This is a genomic window from Heyndrickxia sp. FW510-T9 (genome assembly GCF_058781025.1).
Window position 1 is genome coordinate 1 of record NZ_JBYSWK010000020.1, and the last position, 24,573, is coordinate 24,573.

Annotated in this window: 20 protein-coding genes; 2 read left to right on the forward strand and 18 right to left on the reverse strand. The window is 36.2% G+C overall.

All coding sequences use genetic code 11. The features are described 5' to 3' along the window. Nucleotides 1-127 precede the first annotated feature (127 nt). The 9 genes from AC3WJF_RS11875 to AC3WJF_RS11915 all read right to left on the reverse strand — a co-directional run bounded on the left by AC3WJF_RS11875 (nt 128) and on the right by AC3WJF_RS11915 (nt 9,429). Nucleotides 128-1,207: a DUF4179 domain-containing protein gene (locus AC3WJF_RS11875; RefSeq protein WP_492452390.1), complete on the reverse strand. Its 1,080-nt coding sequence runs from the start codon at nt 1,205-1,207 to the stop codon at nt 128-130. After that, entirely contained in the window at nt 1,185-1,724 is a 540-nt protein-coding gene (locus tag AC3WJF_RS11880; protein WP_492452392.1) for a sigma-70 family RNA polymerase sigma factor, read from the reverse strand. Before AC3WJF_RS11880 ends, AC3WJF_RS11875 begins: the two co-directional genes overlap by 23 nt. A 597-nt stretch (nt 1,725-2,321) precedes the next feature. Beyond that, a complete protein-coding gene (locus AC3WJF_RS11885; protein WP_492452393.1) occupies nt 2,322-2,825 on the reverse strand; it encodes a universal stress protein in 504 nt (167 codons plus the stop codon). 247 nt (nt 2,826-3,072) lie between these two features. Continuing rightward, a complete protein-coding gene (locus AC3WJF_RS11890; RefSeq protein WP_492452395.1) occupies nt 3,073-4,329 on the reverse strand; it encodes an MFS transporter in 1,257 nt (418 codons plus the stop codon). A gap of 367 nt (nt 4,330-4,696) precedes the next feature. Then, entirely contained in the window at nt 4,697-5,188 is a 492-nt protein-coding gene (locus tag AC3WJF_RS11895) for a hypothetical protein (RefSeq protein WP_492452397.1), read from the reverse strand. A gap of 30 nt (nt 5,189-5,218) precedes the next feature. Continuing rightward, nucleotides 5,219-5,479 carry a hypothetical protein gene (locus AC3WJF_RS11900; protein WP_492452399.1) on the reverse strand — a complete coding sequence of 87 codons (261 nt, stop codon included), beginning with the start codon at nt 5,477-5,479 and terminating at the stop codon, nt 5,219-5,221. 455 nt (nt 5,480-5,934) lie between these two features. Then, the gene (locus AC3WJF_RS11905) at nt 5,935-7,101 is read right to left on the reverse strand and encodes a hypothetical protein (protein ID WP_492452401.1); all 1,167 of its coding nucleotides are present in this window, start codon (nt 7,099-7,101) and stop codon (nt 5,935-5,937) included. Between the two features lie 87 nt (nt 7,102-7,188). Continuing rightward, nucleotides 7,189-8,094 (reverse strand): WD40/YVTN/BNR-like repeat-containing protein, encoded by a 906-nt coding sequence (locus AC3WJF_RS11910; RefSeq protein WP_492452403.1) that lies wholly within the window; start codon nt 8,092-8,094, stop codon nt 7,189-7,191. Between the two features lie 114 nt (nt 8,095-8,208). Continuing rightward, complete coding sequence (locus tag AC3WJF_RS11915) at nt 8,209-9,429, reverse strand: M48 family metalloprotease (RefSeq protein WP_492452405.1); 1,221 nt, start codon at nt 9,427-9,429, stop codon at nt 8,209-8,211. A gap of 567 nt (nt 9,430-9,996) precedes the next feature. Here AC3WJF_RS11915 and AC3WJF_RS11920 point away from each other — a divergent pair. After that, nucleotides 9,997-12,042, forward strand: a complete 2,046-nt coding sequence (locus AC3WJF_RS11920) for a S9 family peptidase (RefSeq protein WP_492452407.1) — start codon at nt 9,997-9,999, stop codon at nt 12,040-12,042. Nucleotides 12,043-12,196: 154 nt separating this feature from the next. Here AC3WJF_RS11920 and AC3WJF_RS11925 read toward each other — a convergent pair whose 3' ends face one another. The 8 genes from AC3WJF_RS11925 to AC3WJF_RS11960 all read right to left on the reverse strand — a co-directional run bounded on the left by AC3WJF_RS11925 (nt 12,197) and on the right by AC3WJF_RS11960 (nt 22,481). Continuing rightward, on the reverse strand, nt 12,197-14,266 hold the full coding sequence (locus AC3WJF_RS11925; RefSeq protein WP_492452409.1) for a DUF4179 domain-containing protein: 2,070 nt from the start codon (nt 14,264-14,266) through the stop codon (nt 12,197-12,199). 230 nt (nt 14,267-14,496) lie between these two features. Further along, nucleotides 14,497-14,616, reverse strand: a complete 120-nt coding sequence (locus AC3WJF_RS11930) for a DUF5348 domain-containing protein (protein ID WP_492452510.1) — start codon at nt 14,614-14,616, stop codon at nt 14,497-14,499. 723 nt (nt 14,617-15,339) lie between these two features. Beyond that, nucleotides 15,340-16,740 carry a M14 family zinc carboxypeptidase gene (locus AC3WJF_RS11935; RefSeq protein ID WP_492452411.1) on the reverse strand — a complete coding sequence of 467 codons (1,401 nt, stop codon included), beginning with the start codon at nt 16,738-16,740 and terminating at the stop codon, nt 15,340-15,342. A gap of 116 nt (nt 16,741-16,856) precedes the next feature. After that, complete coding sequence (locus AC3WJF_RS11940) at nt 16,857-18,434, reverse strand: ABC transporter substrate-binding protein (RefSeq protein ID WP_492452413.1); 1,578 nt, start codon at nt 18,432-18,434, stop codon at nt 16,857-16,859. A 203-nt stretch (nt 18,435-18,637) separates the two neighbouring features. Further along, complete coding sequence (locus AC3WJF_RS11945; RefSeq protein ID WP_492452415.1) at nt 18,638-19,636, reverse strand: oligopeptide/dipeptide ABC transporter ATP-binding protein; 999 nt, start codon at nt 19,634-19,636, stop codon at nt 18,638-18,640. Then, nucleotides 19,605-20,612, reverse strand: a complete 1,008-nt coding sequence (locus AC3WJF_RS11950; RefSeq protein ID WP_492452416.1) for an ABC transporter ATP-binding protein — start codon at nt 20,610-20,612, stop codon at nt 19,605-19,607. The genes AC3WJF_RS11945 and AC3WJF_RS11950 overlap by 32 nt, the downstream gene beginning before the upstream one ends. Then, complete coding sequence (locus AC3WJF_RS11955; RefSeq protein WP_492452418.1) at nt 20,612-21,502, reverse strand: ABC transporter permease; 891 nt, start codon at nt 21,500-21,502, stop codon at nt 20,612-20,614. The genes AC3WJF_RS11950 and AC3WJF_RS11955 overlap by 1 nt, the downstream gene beginning before the upstream one ends. Nucleotides 21,503-21,518: 16 nt before the next feature. Next, a complete protein-coding gene (locus AC3WJF_RS11960) occupies nt 21,519-22,481 on the reverse strand; it encodes an ABC transporter permease (RefSeq protein ID WP_492452420.1) in 963 nt (320 codons plus the stop codon). Nucleotides 22,482-22,695: 214 nt separating this feature from the next. Here AC3WJF_RS11960 and AC3WJF_RS11965 point away from each other — a divergent pair, with 214 nt between their 5' ends. After that, complete coding sequence (locus AC3WJF_RS11965) at nt 22,696-23,292, forward strand: TetR/AcrR family transcriptional regulator (RefSeq protein ID WP_492452422.1); 597 nt, start codon at nt 22,696-22,698, stop codon at nt 23,290-23,292. Nucleotides 23,293-23,754: 462 nt separating this feature from the next. Here AC3WJF_RS11965 and AC3WJF_RS11970 read toward each other — a convergent pair whose 3' ends face one another. Continuing rightward, complete coding sequence (locus AC3WJF_RS11970; RefSeq protein WP_492452424.1) at nt 23,755-24,555, reverse strand: carbon-nitrogen hydrolase family protein; 801 nt, start codon at nt 24,553-24,555, stop codon at nt 23,755-23,757. Nucleotides 24,556-24,573 lie beyond the last annotated feature (18 nt).

Consider the following 24,573-nt stretch of genomic DNA (forward strand, 5'->3'; position numbering starts at 1 on the left):
GTGAGGTTTTTTTAATACCACGCTTGAAGCTCTTTAGAACCCCCGGCATAGCCAGGGGTTTTCGAAACCATAAAAAAAACACTGTATAAGAAATTTTATACAGTGGTACAAGTTAAGTATTATTTCGTTATTTTTTAATTTTAACAACGATATTGTCTAGCTTAAATACTTTCTTAGGAGCAATACTATCTCGTGAACTCCCTATAGCCCCAGTCGCTTTATCTATTTTATCAGCATCCAACAGCCGTACGACTGGAGTGATAATTAAACTTGTTGCTTTTGGGTTCAGTTTTTCAAAAGAATTCGAAGGTTGAATAAGTATGTCTGAATTAATATCTCCACCATAATAATTGTTTCTATAAATATTCCCTAAATTATCTTTCACTTCAATACCTACAAATACAAAGTCCCACTTTCCATATACCTCATTGGATATGAATCCATCGCTATAGATATTAAAAGACATGGGGGTATAAGTTATGTTCCTAACATTTACAATAACACCCTTCTTTTCGGTTTTTTGATTCACAACTTGCTCACGATTTTTTGTAGCCTTCAAATCAAATTTAAAATTCCAGTTGCCATTTATATCTACTTTGTGGGTTTCCGGATGCAACATAAAGCCTTCCATATTAAACTCGAAATGACCCTTTTCTTCAACAGAATAAAGATGACCAATGGTAATTCCAACGTAATGATTTTTATCTTTTTTAATAATTTTATGGGTAGCTGATTCCACTTGCGAAAAGGCACCTTTTATTTGTGGTTTGCCAGATATAAAAGGAGATTTCCCTAAATCTTTTTGACTCTCAATATCATAGGTAATGAATATGTTCTGTCCGTCAAAAACTGCTTCCTTAACCGTAACTTTTATTCCATTATCTTCTTGCGTCATCTCAAGGTTCTTTGCGTTTTCATGGTAATTTTTATAAAGTCCGTCACCATTGAAATATTTAAATATATTGTTCAAAATGGGAATGTCTTTTGCAAAAGTTGTAAAGGAAAGACCGAATAGTGTTGCAGAAGTTATCCCAATTGTAATAGAGGCTGCAGTTAACATTCTTTTCCATTTTGATAGTTTTTGTTTCTTCACTCTATGTTGGTGTTTTTCTCCTATAGATATAGCTCTCTCAACGGTTTGATTAAGTAGATCTACAGGTACTGATATATTGTCTACCATATTTTTAATATCTAGTTGGAGTTTCACCATATAAATCTCCTCCTTCTCCTAAAATATCTCCAAATTTCTTCAGAGTACGATGTAATTGTGACTTAATGGTTCCTTCTGGCTTATCCATAAAATTTGAGATTTCCTGTATGGAATAACCATAATAAAATCGAAGTAATAGTAGCGTTTTTTGTTGAGGTTTTAGTTTTTCAAATATACTTGATATATCCATTTTGGTAATTGAAAAATCTTCTTCATTGTATCCAGAAATTAAAAGGTCCAATTCTAATGGAATTACATTTTTATTTTTTCCCAAGTGATCGAGAGCAGTATTTATTAATATTCGAGTAATCCAAGTAGAAAAATATTCGATTTCCTTAAGATTATGAAAGGATTTATAGCTCTTAATGATTGTGTCTTGCACTATGTCAAGCGCGTCTTGTTCATTTCTAACATAAGAGTATGCAACTTTATAAAGTTTCTCTTGTTCTGATTGGATTAGTCTTTCGAAGGAATTATCACTCGAAACATTATTATTAGATTTAAAAATTTCCATACCTTCTCCCCCCCTTACTAAAGAAATCTTAACCGACTTTTCATAAATATAGGAATTCTATCAAGCCTTTACACTTATTAGACATCATTAGTTTTTAATTCGTTCCATTGATGGAAATAAATTTTATTGAGAAATTTTAATGAAGGGATTTTTAGTTTAATAATGAATTGTAATGCGAAATGTAAAAATTCTATTCAATACCATATAGTGGTCATGTAAATATACAACCTTAGTCATAATATAATTAACCCCTATTATAAATTGTACAATTTTTTCAAACGTCTGAATTAAACTATCTTATCTAATTTCCCAGCACAATAAAAAAAGCTTCTGTACAAAATATACAGAAGCCTTTCAAAGCTCTTAAATGATTTTCTTCAGAAAACCAACCATCGTTTTGTATACTTTAATAGCACTTTCTGTTTTAGAGAATGCATGTCCCTCACCATCAAGAACAAGATATTAAACTTCCATTCCTCTTTGTTTCAACGCCTTCAAAATCACAACGGACTCTACTTTCACGACTAGAGGATCAATTGCAATCTGTTGAAAAAAAACAAATTCCATTTAGTTTATTATTGAGGGATATTTCACTATTTATTTTACAACGAGAACATCCATCTCCGCATTTTTCATTATCGTTTCACTTACACTGCCAACAAGCAGCTTTTTTAACAGCCCTTTCCCACTGTTCCCAACAATAATTAAATCGACATGATGCTCCAAGGCAAAATCACATATATCCGTACCAGGCTTGCCATCTAATGTTTGGAATTCAGCAGGAACACCTTGATGATTTAAAAATGCTTTAGCGTGATTCATGATCTCTTCCGTTGGATCATACATAATCTCTTGTGTATTTCGTGAAAGCTCTTCATCCTTTACCATAACTTGTGCAGGATATAGTCCACCATCCGGTCTTGGACCTAGAGGAAAATTCAAACGATAATGATCATAACTAAGTTCATTTGTATGTTCTTGAATAACATGTGCTACTGTAACCTTGCAGTCAGAGTTCAGGGAATAAATTTGTGCTGCTCTTTCTAATGCTTTCATACCATCCTTAGAATCATCAAAGCTAATAAGAATATGCTTATACATTTTTCATCTTCCTTTCGTTTTCTGACTTTCTATCCATTTACCCGATATTTTTAATTTGAAAACAAAAACATAATAGATTCGAAATGTTATTTGCTGTTATCACTTTAAATCGATTTGACCAAATTACATTACTAGCAGATAAGGAATAACTTCCCATGTAAAAAAGAGATCTAATCCCCAATGGGACCCAATCATCTCAATTTTTATAAGCCTTTGACTAATTTTTAGAAACAAATAGGAATTACCCTTAATTAAAAGATCTAATTCCTTTATTAAAAAGAACTAATATACCAATTAACACGATGGCCGCACTAAAAACAACAAGAGTCGTAATTTCCCCAATACCTTCTGCTATCCAGCCTGTTAAAAGATAGCCAGCTGGCAACAATACAACGGTACCTAACATATCTAAGCTTGCGACTCTGCCAAATTTCTCTTCTGGTACAAGCTCTTGAAGACTTGTTTCCCAAATGAGACCGCCAAGCATATTGGAGGCACCTACCAAAAACATCAATAGCATGAGAAAAGGTACATTCGCAAAAGCAGGTAACAGCAGAAGAGCTATGCCCGTTAATGCGACACTCAGATAGGTAAGAATCCCTCTTTTATTCCATTTTTTGCGCAAACCGAAAATGAGCCCACAGACAATCGCCCCAGCTCCTGAAGCGGAAATTACAAGTCCAAACACAGTAGGATCAAATTTATAATGGACATTGATCAACCAAGGAAGTAAAACCTTCATAATGCCACCCCAAAAAATGTTAATCAACGAAAAAACAAGAATAGTAATCCATAGCCATGACTGTTGCTTGATAACTTCAATTCCTTCTAGAAAGTCTCTTTTTAATGAACTTTTAGCAGACGGTTGATTCCCCTCTCTCTGAAAACTTAACCTTCTCAGTGATAATAAAAAAACGAATGAAATGAAGTAAGTAACAGCATCGATTCCAAATCCCCAAGCTGCGGAAAATGCTGAAACTATAATCCCTCCGAGGATAGGTCCAAATATTTTCAATCCTTGCATCGTAACTTGTGTAAGAGAATTTGCAGCATTGCGGATTTCTTTTGTAAAAACCTTAGCCCTTACTCCTGAATAGGCGGGCTGAAAAAAGCTCTCCATGGTACCCATAAAAAACATGATGATAAATAAAGACATCATATTTAAGTGATTCAAAAAAGTAATAACGGAAAGAGTCAGCATTAAAGCGAATCTTATTAAGTCTACAAAAAGCATGACTCTCACTTTATGCATTTTATCAACCAATACGCCCGAAAACGGTAAGAGCAAAATAATTGGAATCATATATATGGCCATGACCGTTCCCATCATGGCCGTTGATTTTGATTCCCGCAATACCGCTATCGGCAATATCACATTTGTAATGGAACTCCCTAACAATGAAAAAAACTGTCCAAATAACAAGACTGTAAACTGTGGTGATTGTTGAAACAGCTGAAAAAATGTAAGCATTCTTCCCCTTTCTTGCACTTTCACCAAACTCACTCTACCCTCTCCCCACATAAAATCTTGAATTTACTGGCCAGTTACTAAAATATAGAATAATTTTTATATTAAATATAGACTTATATATTTTTTTGATTTATACTAATAATACGAAAATTAAGGTTAGTACCTTTTTTATTAACAGAACGCACAAATAGAACATATGTTCTATGCTGAAAAGACGCCCTTAAAGAGCGTCTTTGTTTATTTCCTTCTAAATAATCTTCCATATTATTTTTTTAACATAAATATTCAATGCTCTTTCTATAATTACTAGAAGTAAGCACTGCATATTTATTTGATAAATTTTTGAAAACGGAAAAAATATTGATAATTAAGCAAAGAAAGTGAGCTTGGATATCCAAGTTCACTTTCTTTTTAACCATTCATTTACTTTTTGATCGATTTGTTTATGAAGATCATTTACATTGCCAGTGTCCTTAAATGCTTGATTTGCATACTTCCGAGGGAACATTTTCTTTACGGAGCTAGCCCATTTTGTTCCATCTTCCGCTTCTTTGTAATCAACTACTTCGTAGGTACCATTTACTTTTTTTATTTTCATTAACACTGGCAAAGAACCGCCCGACTGTTCCTTTCCTTTTGAGTTGAATCCTTCATAGAGAGAGTACACATATACTTCAATTGTTCCAGTATTCTTTTTAGCTGCACCATATATTTTATGAGTTTCAAATTCTTTGTCCGTTTTTCCATAGGCTTTTTGATTATATTCTAAAATGTATTGTGAAATCACCTTATCCATTTCGGGAGTTATTTTAATAGAATTCCTCATTTCAGAACAACCATTCAATAATATTAATATCAAGAAAAACGGTACTACTTTAGCGATGTTTTTCATTTTTCCTCCTTTATAATTTCAACTACGTTTTTATTTTGGTCCAATATGATTAAGTGCATAAATCATCCAAAATGTAAACCCAGCAAATGTAAACAGGCAAACAAATGACAACGACATTACAACGTATTTCAACTTTCCTTTTGGCATATAGAATGCGGTAATAGGTGCAGCAATGAAGAAGAAAATATCCAGAATATATGGTGATGCCCCAAATCTATGCCCGAGAGACATATATAAAAAGACAATTATCGCGATAATTAAGGACATGATAGAAAGATACTTTTTTGTCATAATCCTCCCCCTTTATTGAATATTCTAACACATTTTTTAATAATCTTTAGTGCGGTAAATATTTGTTTATATATTTAAAACTTCTCTCTCCATTTTCTTTTTCAAGATTTACAACAGTAATAAGAGAATAAACAAAAATATTGGAGGGATATTATGGTACAGTCAGTATCTATAATTTTAGAAAACAGGCCGAAACAATGGGGCCATAGAGGGGATCCATATTTGTGGGATTAACTTCAACAATCTTCCACAACGGTTTTTTTCCCTTGTTCGAGGTTGTGCTTTAACCAACTTATTGAACAATTTTTTCAAGAACTTACAAATTACCCTTTTAAAACTGAACCCCCTAATTTGCTCGTTAAATTGCCTTCTATTACTGCTTTAATCTGTTCTTTCTTTTTATAAATTCAAAAAACGCATTCATTTGAATGTAGCTAATCATTCCCATGCTAAATTTAGGTCCTAAACACATACCGCTCTGGAGTGATGAAATCTTCTTTTCCAGGAACGTATAAGGAAATAGTTGGTCCTTTAATTTCAGTTATAGCATTAGCTGGAGCATTAATCGTTCCCGTTTTACTTATAAAACGAATACCACTTAGGTTGTACCCCCAGTTTTTTATTCCTTTATACATAACAGCAGCATTTTCTTCATTCCAACGTTTCACGTCATTTTCGACTGGAATGTACTTCAGCATATTTATTACAATTGATAAATCGTTGTTCGGATCGTAAGCGGTTGTTCCTTGTCCATGCCAATCTTGTTTATGGACGGTAATTTTATTGTCCTTTGTTTTATCAAAATAGATTAAGTATCCTGATTGCAGTTTCTTATTTTGGTCAAAACCGTAAATATATGTTTCAATACTTGTGATGGTTCCATCCTTTGTAAATCTTATTTCTAAATCGTTTGTCATTAAAAAAGGTTCAAGTTTCACCTTTGTTTTTACTGAATCGATAATACCGTTCAGCTTAGTTTGATAGAAATTATCATTTTTAAGCTTTACCCCTGTATCTGTTTTCAACGCATTAATTTTCCAGGCTAATTTTCCATTAAAATGGACCGCAGTGGAATAAATAGAATAACCACCAACAATAGTAGTCAGCAAAAATAAAATTCCTATCCAATTCCATAGGACTGTGTGAATAGGCTTTAAACTTTTAAACCTTTCGCTTAACTTTTCAGCAGAATGCTCTTTCTCCTTTAAAAGAGGGAAGAAGGTGTTATCTTGAAAGTAAAGAAAATACCATTTTTTATTTTCTTTTATTTTTATTAGCCCCTCCAAAGGTAGAATATGACGTCCAATAGATTGATTTAGACTAATTATCAATTGATGATCTTCCATTTCAATTTGGCTGCCAGGTTGGAATAAGAAATCCTCTTTCATCTGCCTTCGATATGTAATAAAAACCCGTATGACCATTACTATTAGCAGAAAACTGATTCCTAAAAATATCGGTACATTTGTTTTCAATTGTCCAAATTTTGTAATCGTGTGTAAAACTCGCCACAACAGTACATAAAGAACAAAAATGACCAGGCTGCTTTTCGTTCCAAACAATAAGTCTTGTAAAACCATTCTTCGATATAATTTTTTTGTTAATTTATTTTCCATTACCATTTCTATTCCACCTTTATTGGCATTTTTACAAACAATCTATCGATGGACAGAATCTATAAAACTATAACTCACAAACATACACTCATTTTACCCTTCCCCTGCCTCAGTTGGTTTTACCTCCGTTGAAAACTTCCATGTTAAGCCGTTATCTTTTGAAATAAATTTTCCTTTTACTTTTCCACCTTCATAATCTCCATTGGGACCCTGATTCACGAGAACTGCAAGGTGGTTACCTTCTTTAATCGGCATTTCAGCTGTAACGAAGATTTTATCATACTGTGATGGAATATTAATTTTTGCCTTAGTCCATGACTTTCCACCGTCTTGTGTAACATAAAAATCTGGTTCCTCAGGATTAATAATTCCATAAGACAAAAAGCCTGTGGCCTCATCTATAAATCCTCCATCTGATATTAGCCTTGTTACTCCTGAATTTTTTGTTTCATGCCAGCTTTTTCCGTCGTCATGTGTTAAAAAGACCGTTGAATATTCTTGAGACATTGTCCGGTCGCCTGAGATAATCACATAACCAAAGTTATCATCCAGAAACTTGACCTTTCTGAAACGTACACCATTTAATTGTTTAACAACCGTAGCATCATGCCACGTTTTACCCTGATCAAGTGAATAAGTTAGTAGAATTCGTTTATTATCTCCGTATAAAAATGCAGCCTTATTTTTCGTAAGAATATAGCTATTATCAATTAATTCTTGTTTGTTTCCATTATATTCACCATCAAATAATTGATCCTTTTCCACCGGTACAGGAATCCAGCTTTTACCCTTATCATACGTGATGGCTAGCTGGTCGTTTTGTAAAGAGTAATCAATTGAACTTTCTTCATTTATTTTCTCTGTCTCCAATTGTTTGGGTATATTTTTAGCTTCAAATAGTTGCCTAATTATTTGGGCGGGCTCTCGGTAACCCATTATGGCAATGACTACGCCAATCATGATAATAATACCGGTTATAACTATCATTAAATTTTTCATTACATTTACCTCGTTTATAAATTTTTTATTAAAAAAGGCTTTGTTAAAAACATAATAGGTATTAAGCTAGGATAACATTTAATGGAACGCTAAAAATAAGGCAATAGAAATATACTATTCTATTGGCACATTCTTATATTTTTCAATTTCTTCATAAGATCCGTTTGCTTTTTGAATAATCCACTTTATCCTTCGTGCTATGGAAGGGTGTGTTTGAAATACCTCATCTACTTTATTCAACTTTGTCAGCATTTGATTTAACCTTGCTATTTCTAACAAAGCAATAGTAAAGTCCCGATAATCAACACCAAGTTCTAAAACAAAACTGTCTGCTTGCCTCTCTTGTAATCGGGTGACCATACGCATACAGAACCCTAAATACAAAATAATAAAAAGCATCATAATAAGAAACGCCATTTTACTTGAGATGGTGGATGAATCCACATATGGAGAAAGTAAAACAACCAGTCCGTATACAAGAATCAGAAACAAAACAATAAGACCACGGCGAATCCATAAATGGAAATGTTTTATATGACCGATTTCATGTGCAAGAATACTTTCAATTTGCTTTTCTGTAAGTTGTTCCATTAGCGTATCAGCGATATAGATTCTCATTTTTCTGTACCCGGTAACTAAAGCATTCGTTTTCTTATTTTTGGCTGGCCAAACATAGAGCTTTACATGACTAATGCCTGCTTTGTCAACGAAAGCAATAAGCCTATCTTCTATTAAAGAACCCTCCATTGGAACAGCCTTTAGACTTTTTCCAATGGTCATGGGTATGACAACAATAAAAAGCACCAAAAATAAAGATAATTCAAATAGGATCAAATAACCAATACTATAAAAACTATTAATATCACCTTGATATAATGTGAGAAAGAAAGATATTGTAATGATGATAGGGATATAAAGGAAAAGTAAACTCAAAAAAACCTGCCCAATGATTCTTAATCGCGTCGTATCGTTGCCTTTTATTGAAGCTCCTATCTTATACGTAATCATCCTATTTACTGACAGAATAATTCCAAATAAAAGATAAGAAATAAATAAGGAGAGGATGGTCTGAACTGTTGAATTACCAAATAACCAATCAAACTGAAATAAACACAATACACTAGTAACGATAAATGTCACAACAAACAAGATTCTATATATGTATTGCTCCAGCACCCTTAACCGATGTAAAGTTTGCTCAAGAGATCCGCTTAACCGATGATACTTTGGAAGATAAGTACTAAGCCAAAATGAAAAAATGAAGTTGATGGCAGCAATCCCAATTCCCATCCATAAAGCCTCTCCATAATCCATATAATAAAACCATTCAAACATTTTATCCCTCCTCGTGTTTAATGTTAGCTCAATATTTTAGTAATCTTTTAAAATATCTTGGTACCCGCTTTTCAAAATGCTAAAAAAGACTAATCAGCATAGAACATTAACTCTGCTCCATCTCAAACCCACGTTCTTAATTTCTCATTTATTTCCATATAATAAATTTTAACATAGATCTCTCATTTTGCTCAGGTGAAAACACTTTTTTATCACATGTTTTTTTCCTAATAAATGTAACTTACCCACTTGGTTATGGAAGGATATTCCACGAAGTTTATTTTAATCTACAGCAATCTTACAAAGTGAATTTCCATACGCCTTAATAAGATTAACTTCGTATAATTTATCGGAAAAGAGTTCACTTCTAGGATCGATACTTGTGATTAGTGCTTTTATGATAATTTAAACGAAAACGATAAAGATACGATGAGAAGCTGATGGGAGAATGAAATGATCGATTTACCACTAGTTTTTCTTACATCACAAATAGAGCCAATAGTCGAAATAAAAGAGGAATTCGCGGACTAAGTCACGAAATAATACCTATAACGAAGGGAGGATTTTATGAAACCACCTGTAGCAAAACGCATTCCACATCCCCATGAATTGCATGGTGATGTGCGCGAAGACGACTTTTATTGGCTGAAGGAGCGTACCAATCCGGAGGTTATCCATTATTTAGAGGAAGAAAATCGGTATTACGATGAAATCATGCGCCCACTGGAGGAACAAACCGAACAAATTTATCTAAGCATGGTTGACCGAGTTCCCGATTCAGAAATAAAAGTGCCGGTGCAACATGGACAATTCTTCTATTATTCCCGTTTGGACAAAAATAAGCAATATCCAATCTATGCACGTAAGCAGGCGGATAGCCGCGACCTTCTGCCAGAAGCACCAGAAGAAGTAGTGCTCGATCTAAATGAATTGGCCGTAGAGGGTGAATATTTAAGCGTGATGCAGCAGCGTATGAGTAGCGATCATAACCGACTCGCTTATTTGGAGAATCGGGATGGCACAGACCGATATACCATCCATGTCAAGGACATGGAAACGGGCGAGCTTCTTCCCGACCGGATTCCGGATGTTTATTTATATTACAGTATGGAATGGAGTCGGTGTGGCCAATATATTTTTTACATTACCGTTGATGAAAATCAACGGCCATACCAGTTGTGGCGCCATCGTTTGGGAAGTGATAGTGATGAACTGATCTACGAAGAAAAAGACATGACATTTACATTATTCGTGACTAAATCGCAAAGTGGGAAATTTATTTTTGTGCATTCAAAGTCAAAAACGACGAGTGAGATTCGCCTGTTAGATGCGAATTCCCCATTATCTCCTTTACAACTACTAGACGGACGGCGTGAAGGAATAGAATATGATGTTGAGGATTGGGGAGATGACCTGCTCATACTGACAAACGAAGCGGCGTCAAACTTTCAGTTACTCCGTTGTCCTCTAGGTGACCTTTATTCGAGGGTAAAATTAGTTGAGAATAGCGAAGTACGCTATCTTCAAGGAATGTACCCGTTTCAAGACTCGTTGCTTATCTTTGGCAGGGAGAACGGGTTGACGCAAATCTGGGTGCTGCAGGACGATGAGTTAAAACGAATTGAATGGGATGAACCCCTATACACAGTATCGATTTTATCCGATCAAAGCTATGAGACAGCGAAAGTATTAATCCAATATGAGTCCCTGCTCACTCCAAAAACAACTTACGAGCTGAATTTGCATTCTTTCGAAAGGCATCTGTTGCAAGTTGCGCCTGTCAGCGGAGAATATGATCCTTCCCGCTTCCGTCAAGAGCAATTGTGGGCGGTAGCCGAGGATGGAGTCAAAGTACCGATGACCATCGTCTACCTAGAAGGAGCGCTTAAGTCTGGGCCAGCCCCGGTTATTCTTCATGGGTATGGATCGTATGGAGCAAACAGCAATCCGCATTTTGACCCGTATCGACTTCCGCTCTTGGAGAAAGGAATAATATTTGTCACAGCGCAAGTGCGTGGCGGTTCCGAAATGGGACGGAGTTGGTACGAAGACGGAAAAATGCTGAACAAACGAAACACGTTCACAGATTTTGTAGCTGCAGCGAAATATCTTATTGAGCAGGGCTACACAACCCCAAGTAAAATGGCTGCTCGTGGAGGCAGCGCGGGAGGCTTGCTCGTAGGCGCAGTTGCTAATATGGCCGGTGAACTATTTCAGGTCATCGTTCCAGCAGTACCATTCGTAGATGTAGTCACGACGATGCTCGATGCCACGATTCCCCTTACAACCCTCGAATGGGATGAATGGGGCAATCCTCAAGAACGAGAGTACTATTTCTATATGAAGTCTTATAGCCCATATGACAATGTAGAAGCGAAAAACTATCCGCATATGTATGTCACAACCGGTCTGAACGATCCGCGAGTAGCTTATTGGGAACCGGCAAAGTGGGTTGCACGCCTAAGAGACGTAAAAACTGATGACAATGTCCTTGTACTCAAAACGAACATGGGTGCCGGCCACTTCGGTGCGTCAGGCCGTTTCAACCACTTAAAGGAAGCTGCTGCCTGCTATGCATTTATTCTTGATAAGCTCGGCGTCGATAGCGAATAAAAAATTCTAACCCCCGGTAATCGGGGGTTAAGTTATGGGCACAGGGATGTCTCGAATATGTCAAGAGTATTTGTGGCGATACATGAAGTCCACTTACTTACTCTAATCTTATAAAAAGAAAAATTTTTTTTTACAACCAAGTAACCGATACATGTTATTTCAATGAAAGATTCTCAACATTATCCAAATATTTTGTCGTACTATATTCATGAATCTGGAGCTCTTTTGGAATCACCATCTCTCCAGAGTCTTCATTTTGTAAGGTTATGTTTTGAACTGTAATGAAATACCGCGGCTGCTTGATTTCTTCGTATGGGACAGGGATCTTACTCATATCGTATTCATTTCCATTTCTATCAACTATCACTACTTCAGAATTCATCTCCATTGAACTAGGTCTCATTCCATTCTCACCGACAATATCGAATTGAAGCGACTCATATGCTCGATTCTTGATTTCATGATTACTTAACACAACATTGGCGGATTTTCCAACCTCCACCTTGTCGATTGAAATGGTGCTGCCAGCATATTCAAAAGTTTGAGGATATCTTTTGGATGCATCCAGTTTAATGGTTTTTTCGTCTTCAAGCGTTAAATTTACAGATTGAAAATGAACCTTAACCTCCTTAGGCTTTCCTCCAAAAAATGGATCAAAATTGGTTTTTAAAGTTAACCGATTCATATCCCCCGAAAAATAACCTCCGCCTCCATATATATCGACTTTCACTTTTTTATTGTTCACTTCGAGACTGTCAACACTAAGGTTTTCTATCCGCTTTTCTGGCAAATCATTATTAACTGAAATCTCCAGAATTGTTGCCGTTGGAGCAATCGTTAGTTTTTTGAATCGAACCGTGATCCCTTCGACTGCCGTTATTTCATCCAATGCATATTCTTTAGAGGGATGTTTTGTTACAGGAACCTTAAAGTTCCATTTCCCCGATTTATATTCCATGTCCGCGTAAGGATTGGAGCGATTTTTGTTCGAGGAATCACGAATCAATTTCTGTAGTCCTGTAATCTTAAGCTTGATTGTTCCGTTATCCTTCTTCAGTGGCGGCAGACTCAACTTTCCGTGAAACACGTTCTTTTCTTTTTTATTTACATTCGATTTAAGGTCAGGAGGATAATATCTGTGATTTGTTTCATCGTTCATGATTTCATTCATGTTCTCCACAGTGGCACCATCATAATCTATCATATATTGATTATCTTTAGATGAATCCTCTATTTCATAAAAAATAAGCGTCTGCACATCATCAGCAATTGCGCTCTTGATTCTAATCTTTACCCCATTGCTTTCCGCTTCCAGGTTAAGCCTTTTACCCATGCCATGTTGCAGAAATGCTCGCAATTGCTGGTCCTCTTCAGTCCATGAATAGTAGAGGTTGGTAAAAACCCCTGTAAAAACTTCTATGCCCATTAATAAAGCGATAACACTTGCTAAAACAATCCCGATTCTTTTACGTTTCTTAATCTTTCCTTGTCTATGCTTTTCCTTTTCTGCCAGCCTAGCCTTGACGTTCTTCATGAAATCAGATGGCACATGGAAATCCTCCATCTTTTCAGTGAAATATAAAAGTGTTAACATGACATCCTGAAACGAAGCCAAATCCTCCTGGCAGCCTTGACAATGAAACATATGTGCCTCGAAATCTACCTTTTTCGACCGATCCATGTTTCCTTCTAAATAATCGATGTAATTCTCATAGTACTCTTTACAGCCATTAAAGCTTGACCCATAACCCATGCCTTTTTTCATTGACTGGATTCCAGAAAACAAATGCTCTTTGATCCCTTCCACTGATACTTGGAGAAGATCTGCTGTTTCCTCCTTAGAAATTCCTTTTATATATGTAAGAACTAGTGCCTCTTTCTCAAATTCTTCCAATTGATCGAGTGCTTTAAATAAATCCTTATGTTGTTCACTTTCCTCAGAAACTTGTAAACTCCTATTGTTAGAAAGCTCCCTACAGGTATCTATAAAAATAGCTGTGACCCTCGTCTCGAATGATGTTTCATTTTTGAATCGAGGCATTTCACTATGGACTTTAATAATGGAACGAAAAAAAAGTTCTTCCATTTTCTGCTGATTCCTAAGATAGAACCAACCAAGAGTATAGAACTTATACATATGCTGATCGAACCAATCAACGATGGATTCCATGCCTTTGTCACTTTTCATAGTGATTGAAATGGGTTCTAATTTTGCTGGGATCATAAATGTGTTTCCCCCTTATATCTTTCTCTCTATATCTAATGATATATTGATAGGAAGTTTTTTACAATATCAGTAGTGTAGCTAAGACAAGAAAATCTCAGCTTTTTATCTCGATGAAATAACTACTTAATTTTTGTATCGTCTGATTGACCGAATTTGAAGTTGATATTTATTGGGGGCTTAGAATTCACTATCGATTCTTGATTCCCCCCATAAAAAAAAATGAAGGTTTATGGCTTTCTTGCCATTAACCCTTCCATTGGAACATTTGGAAAATCAACTAAGTAATAATCTTTTAAGTTATGGTGTACTCTTGTTTTTAGCCATTTTAATTCACTTTTAACTCCAATTTATAATTTTAATAACAGTTTTGACATTTAAATTAAAGGTTAAATTATATGCTTATAATCAGTCTTTTTTATAAATCTTCATGAATGATAAGTTTTATTTTCTAAAAAAAGGATATAAAATTCATTTCAAAACCTAGTTTCTACTATTATATAGCTAGCTTTGAAGGGATGATTCGAACTCTTTAACAAGCTTATTAAAAGTGGTTTTCTTCCTGCCTAATTCCCTCACAACATTAACAGCTGTCATACCTCCTAATTTCCATCGTTAATACACATTTTTAAACTCTTGTGTGATATGGGAATATTTTTATAGCTTTGTGAACGGTGATAACAACTTGTTTTAAAGAAAAAAGAGCTATTATATGAATCATTAAGAATGAATCTGCAATTGACCAATATTAATCTGGAGTGATCATATGAAAGTTAGAGATATATTTTTTAAGTGGTCTTAAGCATGCTTATATAAAGCGGGGGCTGATGGTCTGGACAATCAAATATCCTCGATAAAGTTTTAAAAGTTGCTGAGACAAAAAAACAGAGTTCACTCATCAAGACTTTATGAGATTAAAGAAAAAGAGGCTTAAGAATGAGCCTTTGTGTCTCTTATTCCTTGAATCGTTTCGTACCTCTATATCGGTTGAACCTCTTGCATTTCTAAATAAATGGGGTCCCGCACCTTTCCGTACAAAAGTACAGATAAAGCGAAGGACCAGTCACTTTCTCTTAGCTATGAACTTTATTCTTTTGTAAGTAATCTGCAACTAACAGCCCGCACTCCAACTGAATAGCAACAAGATTTTTAATCGGAACGACCTGGTAATTAATTTTCTCTTCCAACTCTTCACTCAGCTTTATTAATTCTTCAAGCGAGTGGTTAAACGCCTCTTCCAAAGCATTTTTCTTTTCTTGTTGTTCTTCATTGCGTACTACCATTGCTGCTAATTCAGTTTCACTTACCCTTACCAGCAAACCATAGGCGAGCATTTTATAAAACTTCGTAACTAGTAAATTATCAAACTTCTCGGCAACCGTTGCATTCCTAGAGAAATCAGAATTTACCGAAACCATGGTTCTGGTGGCTTCATTACTCTCCTTATTGTCCGTAAATGCTTCCAATGCTAAGCGGAATGGATTTCTTTCACTTGTAAATGGTTTGATATTATTTAACGTTTTTAGGATAAATTTATCGGACTCATCCGTAAATTCGAGGCTTTGTAGAACAGCATCCTTTCGGCTTATATCCGATTCCGACAGATCTTTGATTCTTTCATCATAAAAGTAAGGTAATTCGGTTAGCAGGGTAAACGATCCGTGCCTTTCCATTGCGTAATCAGCACTACACGTTCCAACCTTTAAACTTTCTTCCGGATGTTCAATACCGTACTCTTCATAATAGTCATAGTTTTGACGAATTCCCAAGCTTTGATAAATGGCAGGATCATAGGCTACACAGTAAGGCGCTTCTGGTTCTCCTAAATTTAGTGGAACTCCGTGTTTCGTTGCCGTATTTCTTAAATTGTCATAGATTTCACGGGTTTCACTTGTAATGTACCAGTACGCACCGCCGAAACCAGCATTGTGTAGCGAATAGATGAATTTTGGTTGTATCTCATCAATAAGCTTCATCATCGCTTTAGTCTCCGGAATGGTATCATGGAAATGTAAATTTTTATAATCAATTGGGAAAGTCCAATCTACTTGCTGATGTCCAGCAGGTCTAAAGAAATTACGTGCATACTGGTAAAGGGTAAACGGCCCCTTAAACCAATCTTCATTCAGTTTTGTACCGTCTGCATCCCATGCTTTAACAATATACCAGGTATAATCTAACTCTTTCCGTAGGGCTTCATTGGTTGCGAGCTCCCTTGTAAAATACTCCAGCATCATAGCTCCAATAGGTTCATTGGGATGTGGTAAACCGAACATAAGAGCATTATTGGATCCATTTCCAATCTTCAAACAATGGAGAGGGTGGTTATCCCGTGTTCTGCCCATTTCAAATATCTCTACTACTTCCGGAAATTCTTCGGCTAGTCTTTGACTACTTGTATCCATCTCTTCGACAGTTAGAAATTCTTTGTAGTCGGGGATTTTTTGGATTACTTCATCAAATATTGTATTCATACTATACCTCCTCATATTTTGGGATAATTAGCTCAGCAATTATCGTGAGTCCAAATTTTGATTTGAGATTTTCACTTTGCATTTTATAACATGGTCATTTCATTTCAAGACGTGGATTATTTTAAATCCGTATAGGTATACTCTTCCCAGCCCCATTTTCCGGCGCCGTCAATCGGTAGGTTTACGTAGGAGGAGTTATTGGCATCATATCCTGCATAAGCGACAATCGGAACATATGGAAGGTCTTTAGCTAGCACTGCCTGAGCTTCCTTATAATATTCAGCCCTTTTCTCCTGATCTCCGGTTTCTGCTCCTTTAGCCGTTAATTCGTCAAACTTAGGATTACTGTATTCACCGTAGTTACTTCCTTCACCAGTACCCAATCGTTTAGCCAAAGCTGCAGGGTCAGGTCCCATAAATCCACCTTGCATTTCAATCATAAAATCTCTCTTTACACTAACCTTTTGGCTCCATGCATTAAATTCACTTACCTTTACTTCCAAGCCAATACCGGCCTCGGCTAAAGTCGCTTTCATTAATTTAGCCATATCCGGATAACCTCCTCCTTCAAATACATCCAGCGTGATTCCCTTGATATAGAAACCATCTTTATCCTTTTTGTAACCAGCATCTTCTAAGATTTTCTTCGCTTCATTAATGTTGAAATGCGGAGATGTCTCCTCACTGTTGGATACCCATTTGATAAGAGCTGGATACATATTGTACTCCGGCTTTTGGACACCATTGAATACTTTTTTTGATATTTCTTCCTTATCTATTGCAGTTGCAATCGCTCTTCTAACGTTGTTATCCTTGAGTATTTTATCTTTCAAATTAAATATGATGCGAGCAGGTGATGGATATTCATTTAAAGCCAATCTTACTTTGTCGTTTGCCTTTAACTGATCAACGCTGGAAGCAGGTACATTGCCAAATACGTCAATTTCACCATTAACCAGTGCCTGAACAGCGGTTTGGTCATCTGGGATGATGGAGAAAACAAGCTTATCCAGTTTTGGTGACCCGTCATGGTAGTCCTTATTTGGTACCAAAGTTACACTTACACCTTGTTTAAATTCGGAAAACTTAAACGGACCAGATCCGATTGGTTTTTTGGAAGCAGGATTGTCTTCCCACTTTTGCCCATTATTAAAGACATGTTCTGGTAGGATGAATGTCGCATACCAACCAAGGTCCGCAATAAACGAAACATCTGGACTATTTAATTTAAATATGACTGTGTGTTCATCCGGTGTCTCAATAGATTTGACAATTTCAAGTCTTGTGCTGAAGTAGTAGGCTTTGTTAGCCTTTATCGTATCAAAAGTGTACTTTACGTCCTTACTTGTCACAGGCTTCCCATCATGCCATTTTGCGTTATCCTTTAAATGGAAAGTAATGTCTAACCCATCATCGCTTACGGTCCATTCCTTGGCCAAGTCAGGTATAATCTGTTTGGATGCATCTAATTTGACCAACCTGTTAAAAACGTTCTGAACAATCGCATATGCATTATCATCGGCTGTTGTATCTGGATTAAACGACATCGGGTCACCCACCGCTCTTACGATCAGTACTTTTTCTTTTTGAGAACCCTTTTTCCCTCCCGTTCCTGTTGAAGTACTGGAGCACCCAATTATGAGTACAGAAACCATAGCCATCATTAAGGTTAGGTATAAAAATTTCCCCTTCATATTATCTCTCCTCGTCATAATGTACATGGAAGATCCTTGTTGGCAAATACTCAATGTACCTCCCAAAATATACTAATCGCATAAATTTACTAGGATTTAATTCCGTTAAAGGGACCGAAGCCCTCCTTACCCCCGAACCTATTACTGATTTTCATTCATGTCTCATAAATCATCCCCTTCCCTTATCAACAATTTCTATTATTCTAGCTATTAACTCTATCACAGGCCACTATATGCCTTTTACCAATCTCGACAGTAGCCGGATATTTATTAAAACATTCCTTCGTAGCCTTAAAACAACGTGAAGCAAAGTAACAACCCGGACCCGGATTAACCGGGGTAGGTGGTTCCCCTTGAATATTAATGATTTCTCTCAATTCTTCTGGATCGGTTGATGCACAATTGGAAATTAAAGCTTGGGTATATGGGTGCTTTGGATTGTTTATAACTGTATCACTATCCCCATATTCGACCACCTTGCCTAAATACATGACGGCTATTTTGTCTGAAATGTATCGTGTCAAAGCAATATCGTGACTGATAAATATAACCGTTGCATTGTTTTCTCTACTTAGGGATAAAAGCATATTGATAATATCGGCACGGACCGAAACGTCCAGCATGGAAACAGGCTCATCGGCAATGATAAATTTGGGTTCGAAAAGCATAGAACGTAGTATAGATATTCGCTGTAGTTGGCCACCCGATAGTTCATGCGGGTATCTTTTCATGATCTCTTCAGCCGGACGAAGACCGCCTGATTCCAATGTTTTTATACATATATCTCTTCTTTCTTCATTCGTTTTTCCAATTCCATGAATTTTAAGCGGCCTCATTAAAATCTTTTCGATTGTATCCCTTGGGGTAAACGTATCAAATGGATTTTGAAAGACGATTTGCACTTGTCTTCTAAATTGTTTTGAATCATTCTTAATCAGTTCTTTGGTCGAAACGCTATCAATATATACATCCCCATGTGTTGGATTTTCAAGCCTTGCGAGCACCTTGCCCAAAGTGGATTTCCCACAACCACTTTCTCCGATTATGCCTAAGATTTCCCCGCGTTCCAATTCTAACGAAACCTGATCCACTGCCTTTATCCATTGGTTTTTCTCCCGTATCGCCTTTAAAAGTTTCTTGGATTTTTGTGGATACCACATGGAGATTTGTTCAATCTTTATAAACGGGTTGTCTTTTATCATTAATTACCTCACCTCCGTTTGAATACAAATGACACCATACCGTGCTCTCATCATGTATTTCTTCGCCAACCGGTTTCACTTGGTTGCATTTTTTCGTGGCATGTTGGCATCTAGGAGCAAAAATACAGCCCTCATATTTTTTGGATAAGTCTGGTAGGTAACCTCCAATACTAGTTAATTTCGACTTTTCTCCCTTTAGGGAAGGAAAAGAGGACAAGAGCCCTTTTGTGTAAGGGTGTTTCGGATTCTTTAAAACATCTTTCACATATCCTACTTCCATAAACTCACCGGCATACATGACAGCAATTTTATTGCAGGAAGCAGCTACAACAGATATATCATGGGTAATCATAATTCTGGTTACATCCAAGGTTTGTTCCATTTTTACGATTTCATTCAATATTTGTCCTTGGGTTACTACATCAAGTGCGGTCGTCGCTTCATCCATGATTAAAAGTTTTGGGTTATGGATTAGACTTATAGCAATAGATACCCTTTGCAGCATCCCTCCAGACAGTTCGTGTGGGTACATCGTATACACTCTTTCCGAAAGATTTACCAATCGAAGTAGATATGTAATCCTACTGAATATCTCCTCTTTTTTCGCATTTGGTTTATGAACCTTATAAATATCTTCTATTTGTTTCCCAATTCGATGTACTGGGCTAAGTGAATTCATGGATTTTTGAAAAACGACTGCAAGTTCACTCCACCTAATATTTCTCATTTCTCGCTGATTTAACTGAACTAAATCTTTTCCGATAAAATTCACGCTTCCTGTAATTTGCGTGTTCATTTCGGGTAATAGCCTTAATAGCGCCATTGCTAAGGTAGATTTACCAGAACCTGACTCTCCCACAATCCCCAAGGAATCGCCCTTATTCATTTTTAAGTTCACATTTTTTACAGCATATACCTTCTTACTTTTATTCACGTAGGTTACGCTAAAATTGTTGACCTCTAAAATTGGATCCATTATTCCACACCCTTCTCGTTTTTATGTTTCGGATCCAGAACATGGTTCAACCCATCACCCAATAAATAAAATACTGTAACTGTCAGAACAATCGCTGCTCCAGCAAAAGCGGAAATCCACCAGGCGGTGGTAATGTACTGTTTACCCGTATAGATCATCTGTCCCCAGCTAATTACGTTAGGATCACCAAGCCCTAAAAAGCTTAACCCTGCTTCTGTTAAAATCGCATTCGACATGCCGATTGTCGTATTTGCCACGACTGGAAAAATACCATTTGGAATAATATATTTAAATAGAATTTGACGCTTACTCTCCCCCATTGCAATAGCACTCTTTACAAATGTTCTTTCCCTTAGTGAAAGAGCCTGCGCTCGAATCAATTTTGCATTACTAGGCCAAGTAGTAAGACCTATTACGATCATGACATTCGTAATACTGTTATCAAAAAATGCGATTACTAAAAGGATTAAAAAAAATGTAGGTACCATCATGAAAGCGTTAATACCCTCTGTAATAATTAAATCTAACTTTCCGCCAAAATAGCCGGCGATACCTCCAATTATTATTCCTAACACAGCGGAGATGAGCGCAGAAATAACAGCTACCATCAGGGAGGTCCGTGCCCCGTAGATAATCATACTGAATATATCCTGACCCAAATGATTCGTTCCAAGTAAATGTCCATTCACTCCTATGCCATTTAATATATCTTTGCCAAAATGATAAGGGTCGAATGGAGCAATAACTGGTGATAAGATGACAACAAGGAGTAGAAGGAGTATGCCGTACACTCCTAACCTAAGCTGTGTGTCATTGTTGATAAATTTAAAAGGTTTAAAGGTATTCTTTTTTTTAAAGGCTGTATAAGTATTCTTCTTTACACTCAACATTATAAGTTCCCCCCTTTTAGAAACGGATTCTTGGGTCTAATGCGGCATATATGATATCTACCAACATCATAACAACCGCAACGGAGACCGACATAACCAGATAAATTCCCATTAAAGTGGGATAATCACGCTGGGTTATGGCTGTAAGCATTAAACTACCGGTTCCCGGCCAGGCAAAAACGGTTTCTATCAGGGCTACCCCTGTAATTAAATAGGCCATCGAAATGCCAAAGATGGTGATCGTAGGTAAAATAGCGTTCCGCAGTATGTATTTATTGAAAATTTTCCTCTCACCCATTCCTGTCGCTCGTAAGGTGACGATAAAATCCTCATTCGTTACTTGTAAGATGGAGGATTTGGCAATTCGAAAATAAATGGGTATTTCCACAAGCAATAATGTAGCCACGGGCAAAATCATATGTACGATTACGTCAAGAATATAATTGAATCCGGTATTTGCATCCCGGGAATTAATCATACCGTAGGAGGGAAGAAGACCAAGCACAGATGAAAAGACAATAATTAACATCAAACCAAGCCAGAAGGCAGGCGTGGAATTGAAAATATAGGCTACGCCCGAAAATAATACGTCAATTTTAGATCCCTCGTTTTTTGCTGCATACATCCCCATCAATGTTCCAATTATTAGTGCCAAAACGGCGGCAGTAAGTACCAATAAAAGAGTTGGGGCGATTCTTTCGGCTATCATGGTGATGACCGGCTTATTATAAATAATGGACGTTCCAAGGTCTCCAGTTATGGCATTTTTCAAATAAATAGCATATTGGGCTACCATAGGCTTATCAAATCCATATTTTTGTTCCAACGCAGCTCTTAAAGCAGGATCATCGTTATCTTTACCCATAATTGTTGATATGGGATCCCCAGGAGCCAACTTGATGATCATGAAATTGATTGTAAAAACCACCAAAATGGTTAATAGCCCCATCAAGAGCCTTCTGGTCACATACCTTTTCACTCGGATTCCCCCTAAAGATTACTATTAATCTAGGAAATATAGATTTTATCATTTTCTTTCTCCACATATGAACACGTTCATATTATAATAAAGATATTAGCAACATTATCTAATGGTGTCAACTAAAAATCTGATTATTTTAAATATTTCTTAATTCAGTTAAGTTATTATTATCGAAGTAGGCAAAAATATAATACTTAGGAGAGATAGATCTATGCCAAAACAAACATTTTTTAATTTACCACCCTCCAAAAAACAAAGAATAATAGACGCTACCTATGAAATTTTCATTAATGAAAAATATGAGGATGTAAATATCCGTGATATTGCTAAAAAAGCTGATATTTCAATTGGTAGTTTCTATCAATATTTTCATGACAAAGATGATTTGTATCTATATTTTTTTACTAAGATTGAAATGAAATACTGGGACAAGCAAAAGGAAAAAATAAGCAGTATCATATTCGGAAAAGAAACAGTTCCCATCGAGGAAGTATGCACTAAAATAGAGATTGATTTTAATCGGACATGGTATCGGGTGCCCATGGAAGTGATGCAAAAGTTTTACTTTGGGGAATATTGCAAGGAGCTAAATGCGTTTTTGATGGATGAGCTTATGGAATACAAAAATGCTGGTAAATTAAAGGATTCAGTTGACATCCAGTTTATTTTCCATTTATACACAACATCCATGTTTAATATATTGAACTACTTTCGAGATAACGATATTACTGATGAAAAGGAAAGATTGGAAATCAAGAAAAAATACTATCAAGATATATTCGTTAATGGAATACTAAAGGATTCATAGGATGCTCAAACATTCTTTGGAAACCACGAAAAATTGATCCCGAACATATTGCCAGATGTTATGAAACAAATATCTCTAGTAATAAGCAATATATTAACTTATAAAGGAAAATACGAGTTTAATATACAACAAGGGTCTTTTGATATTGATGCAATTATTCAATAATTAGACAAATTAAACAAATTGAATATGTTCCATTCTAAACTTTGGAAATAAAATTGTATTTAATACTTGCCGGTGGCTTTGAAAATGACTGTTATTCAGTTTCCCCGTCACTGCCACTGGCTATACAATCTACATTGAAGTTGCTCGGATATCCAAGTTGACTTTTGAATATAATCCCATACCAGAAATCTCTTCACAATATATTCACCATTATTTCCCACAATTGAATAAACAAAGGAGTGGACCTAAAATTACATGTATCCCGGTCGCACCCCAGAACTATTTCCGTACCCCTTATTAAACTGTTGTATAAAATTCGGGTCTACGGTCCGCTACACTTGGTAGCTTCTCCCGAACTCGTTTTATTCGGTCGATGTCAATTTCTGATATAATTAGAGTTTCCTCTTCTCCAGCATTGGCCTTGACGACACCCATTGGATCAATAATCATACTTTGCCCAGAGAAAATATTTTCTACCTGGTCTGCTGCAAAGATATAAACAGTATTTTCAATTGCTCTTGCACGTAGGAGAGTTTGCCAATGGTCTTCTTTCATAGAACCTGCTACCCAGCCAGCGGGAATAAAGAAGAAATCTGCCCCTTTAAGCGCTAACTGTCTGCTGATTTCTGGAAATCTTATCTCGTAGCAAACCATCATGCCTGCTTTACCAAACTCTGTTTCAACTACTTCTTGTGCCTTTGATCCGGGAATAATAGAATCCGATTCTTTATAATTAAAGGCATCATATAAATGTGTTTTATGATAGGCTTGCAGTAATTCACCGGAACGATTAAGAAAAACAGTGGTATTATAGCACCTTGCTTCTTCACCAGGTTTAGATTCGTATACCCCACAGATTACGTACACTTGGTTTTCTCGTGCACATTCTGCTAAACCAGTTACAAAAGGACCATCCAATGGTTCTGCAACATCAGCATACCGAATCCCCGATGAAGCGGGGTTAAAAGCCATATACATTTCAGGAAGAAGAACAAAATCCGCGCCTAAATCCGCTGCCTTTCTTATATATTCTTTCGCTTTTTGTAAGTTTGCTCTCTTGTCCATACTTGACTTTAATTGAGCTACAGCAACCTTCAATTACATTACCCCCAAATA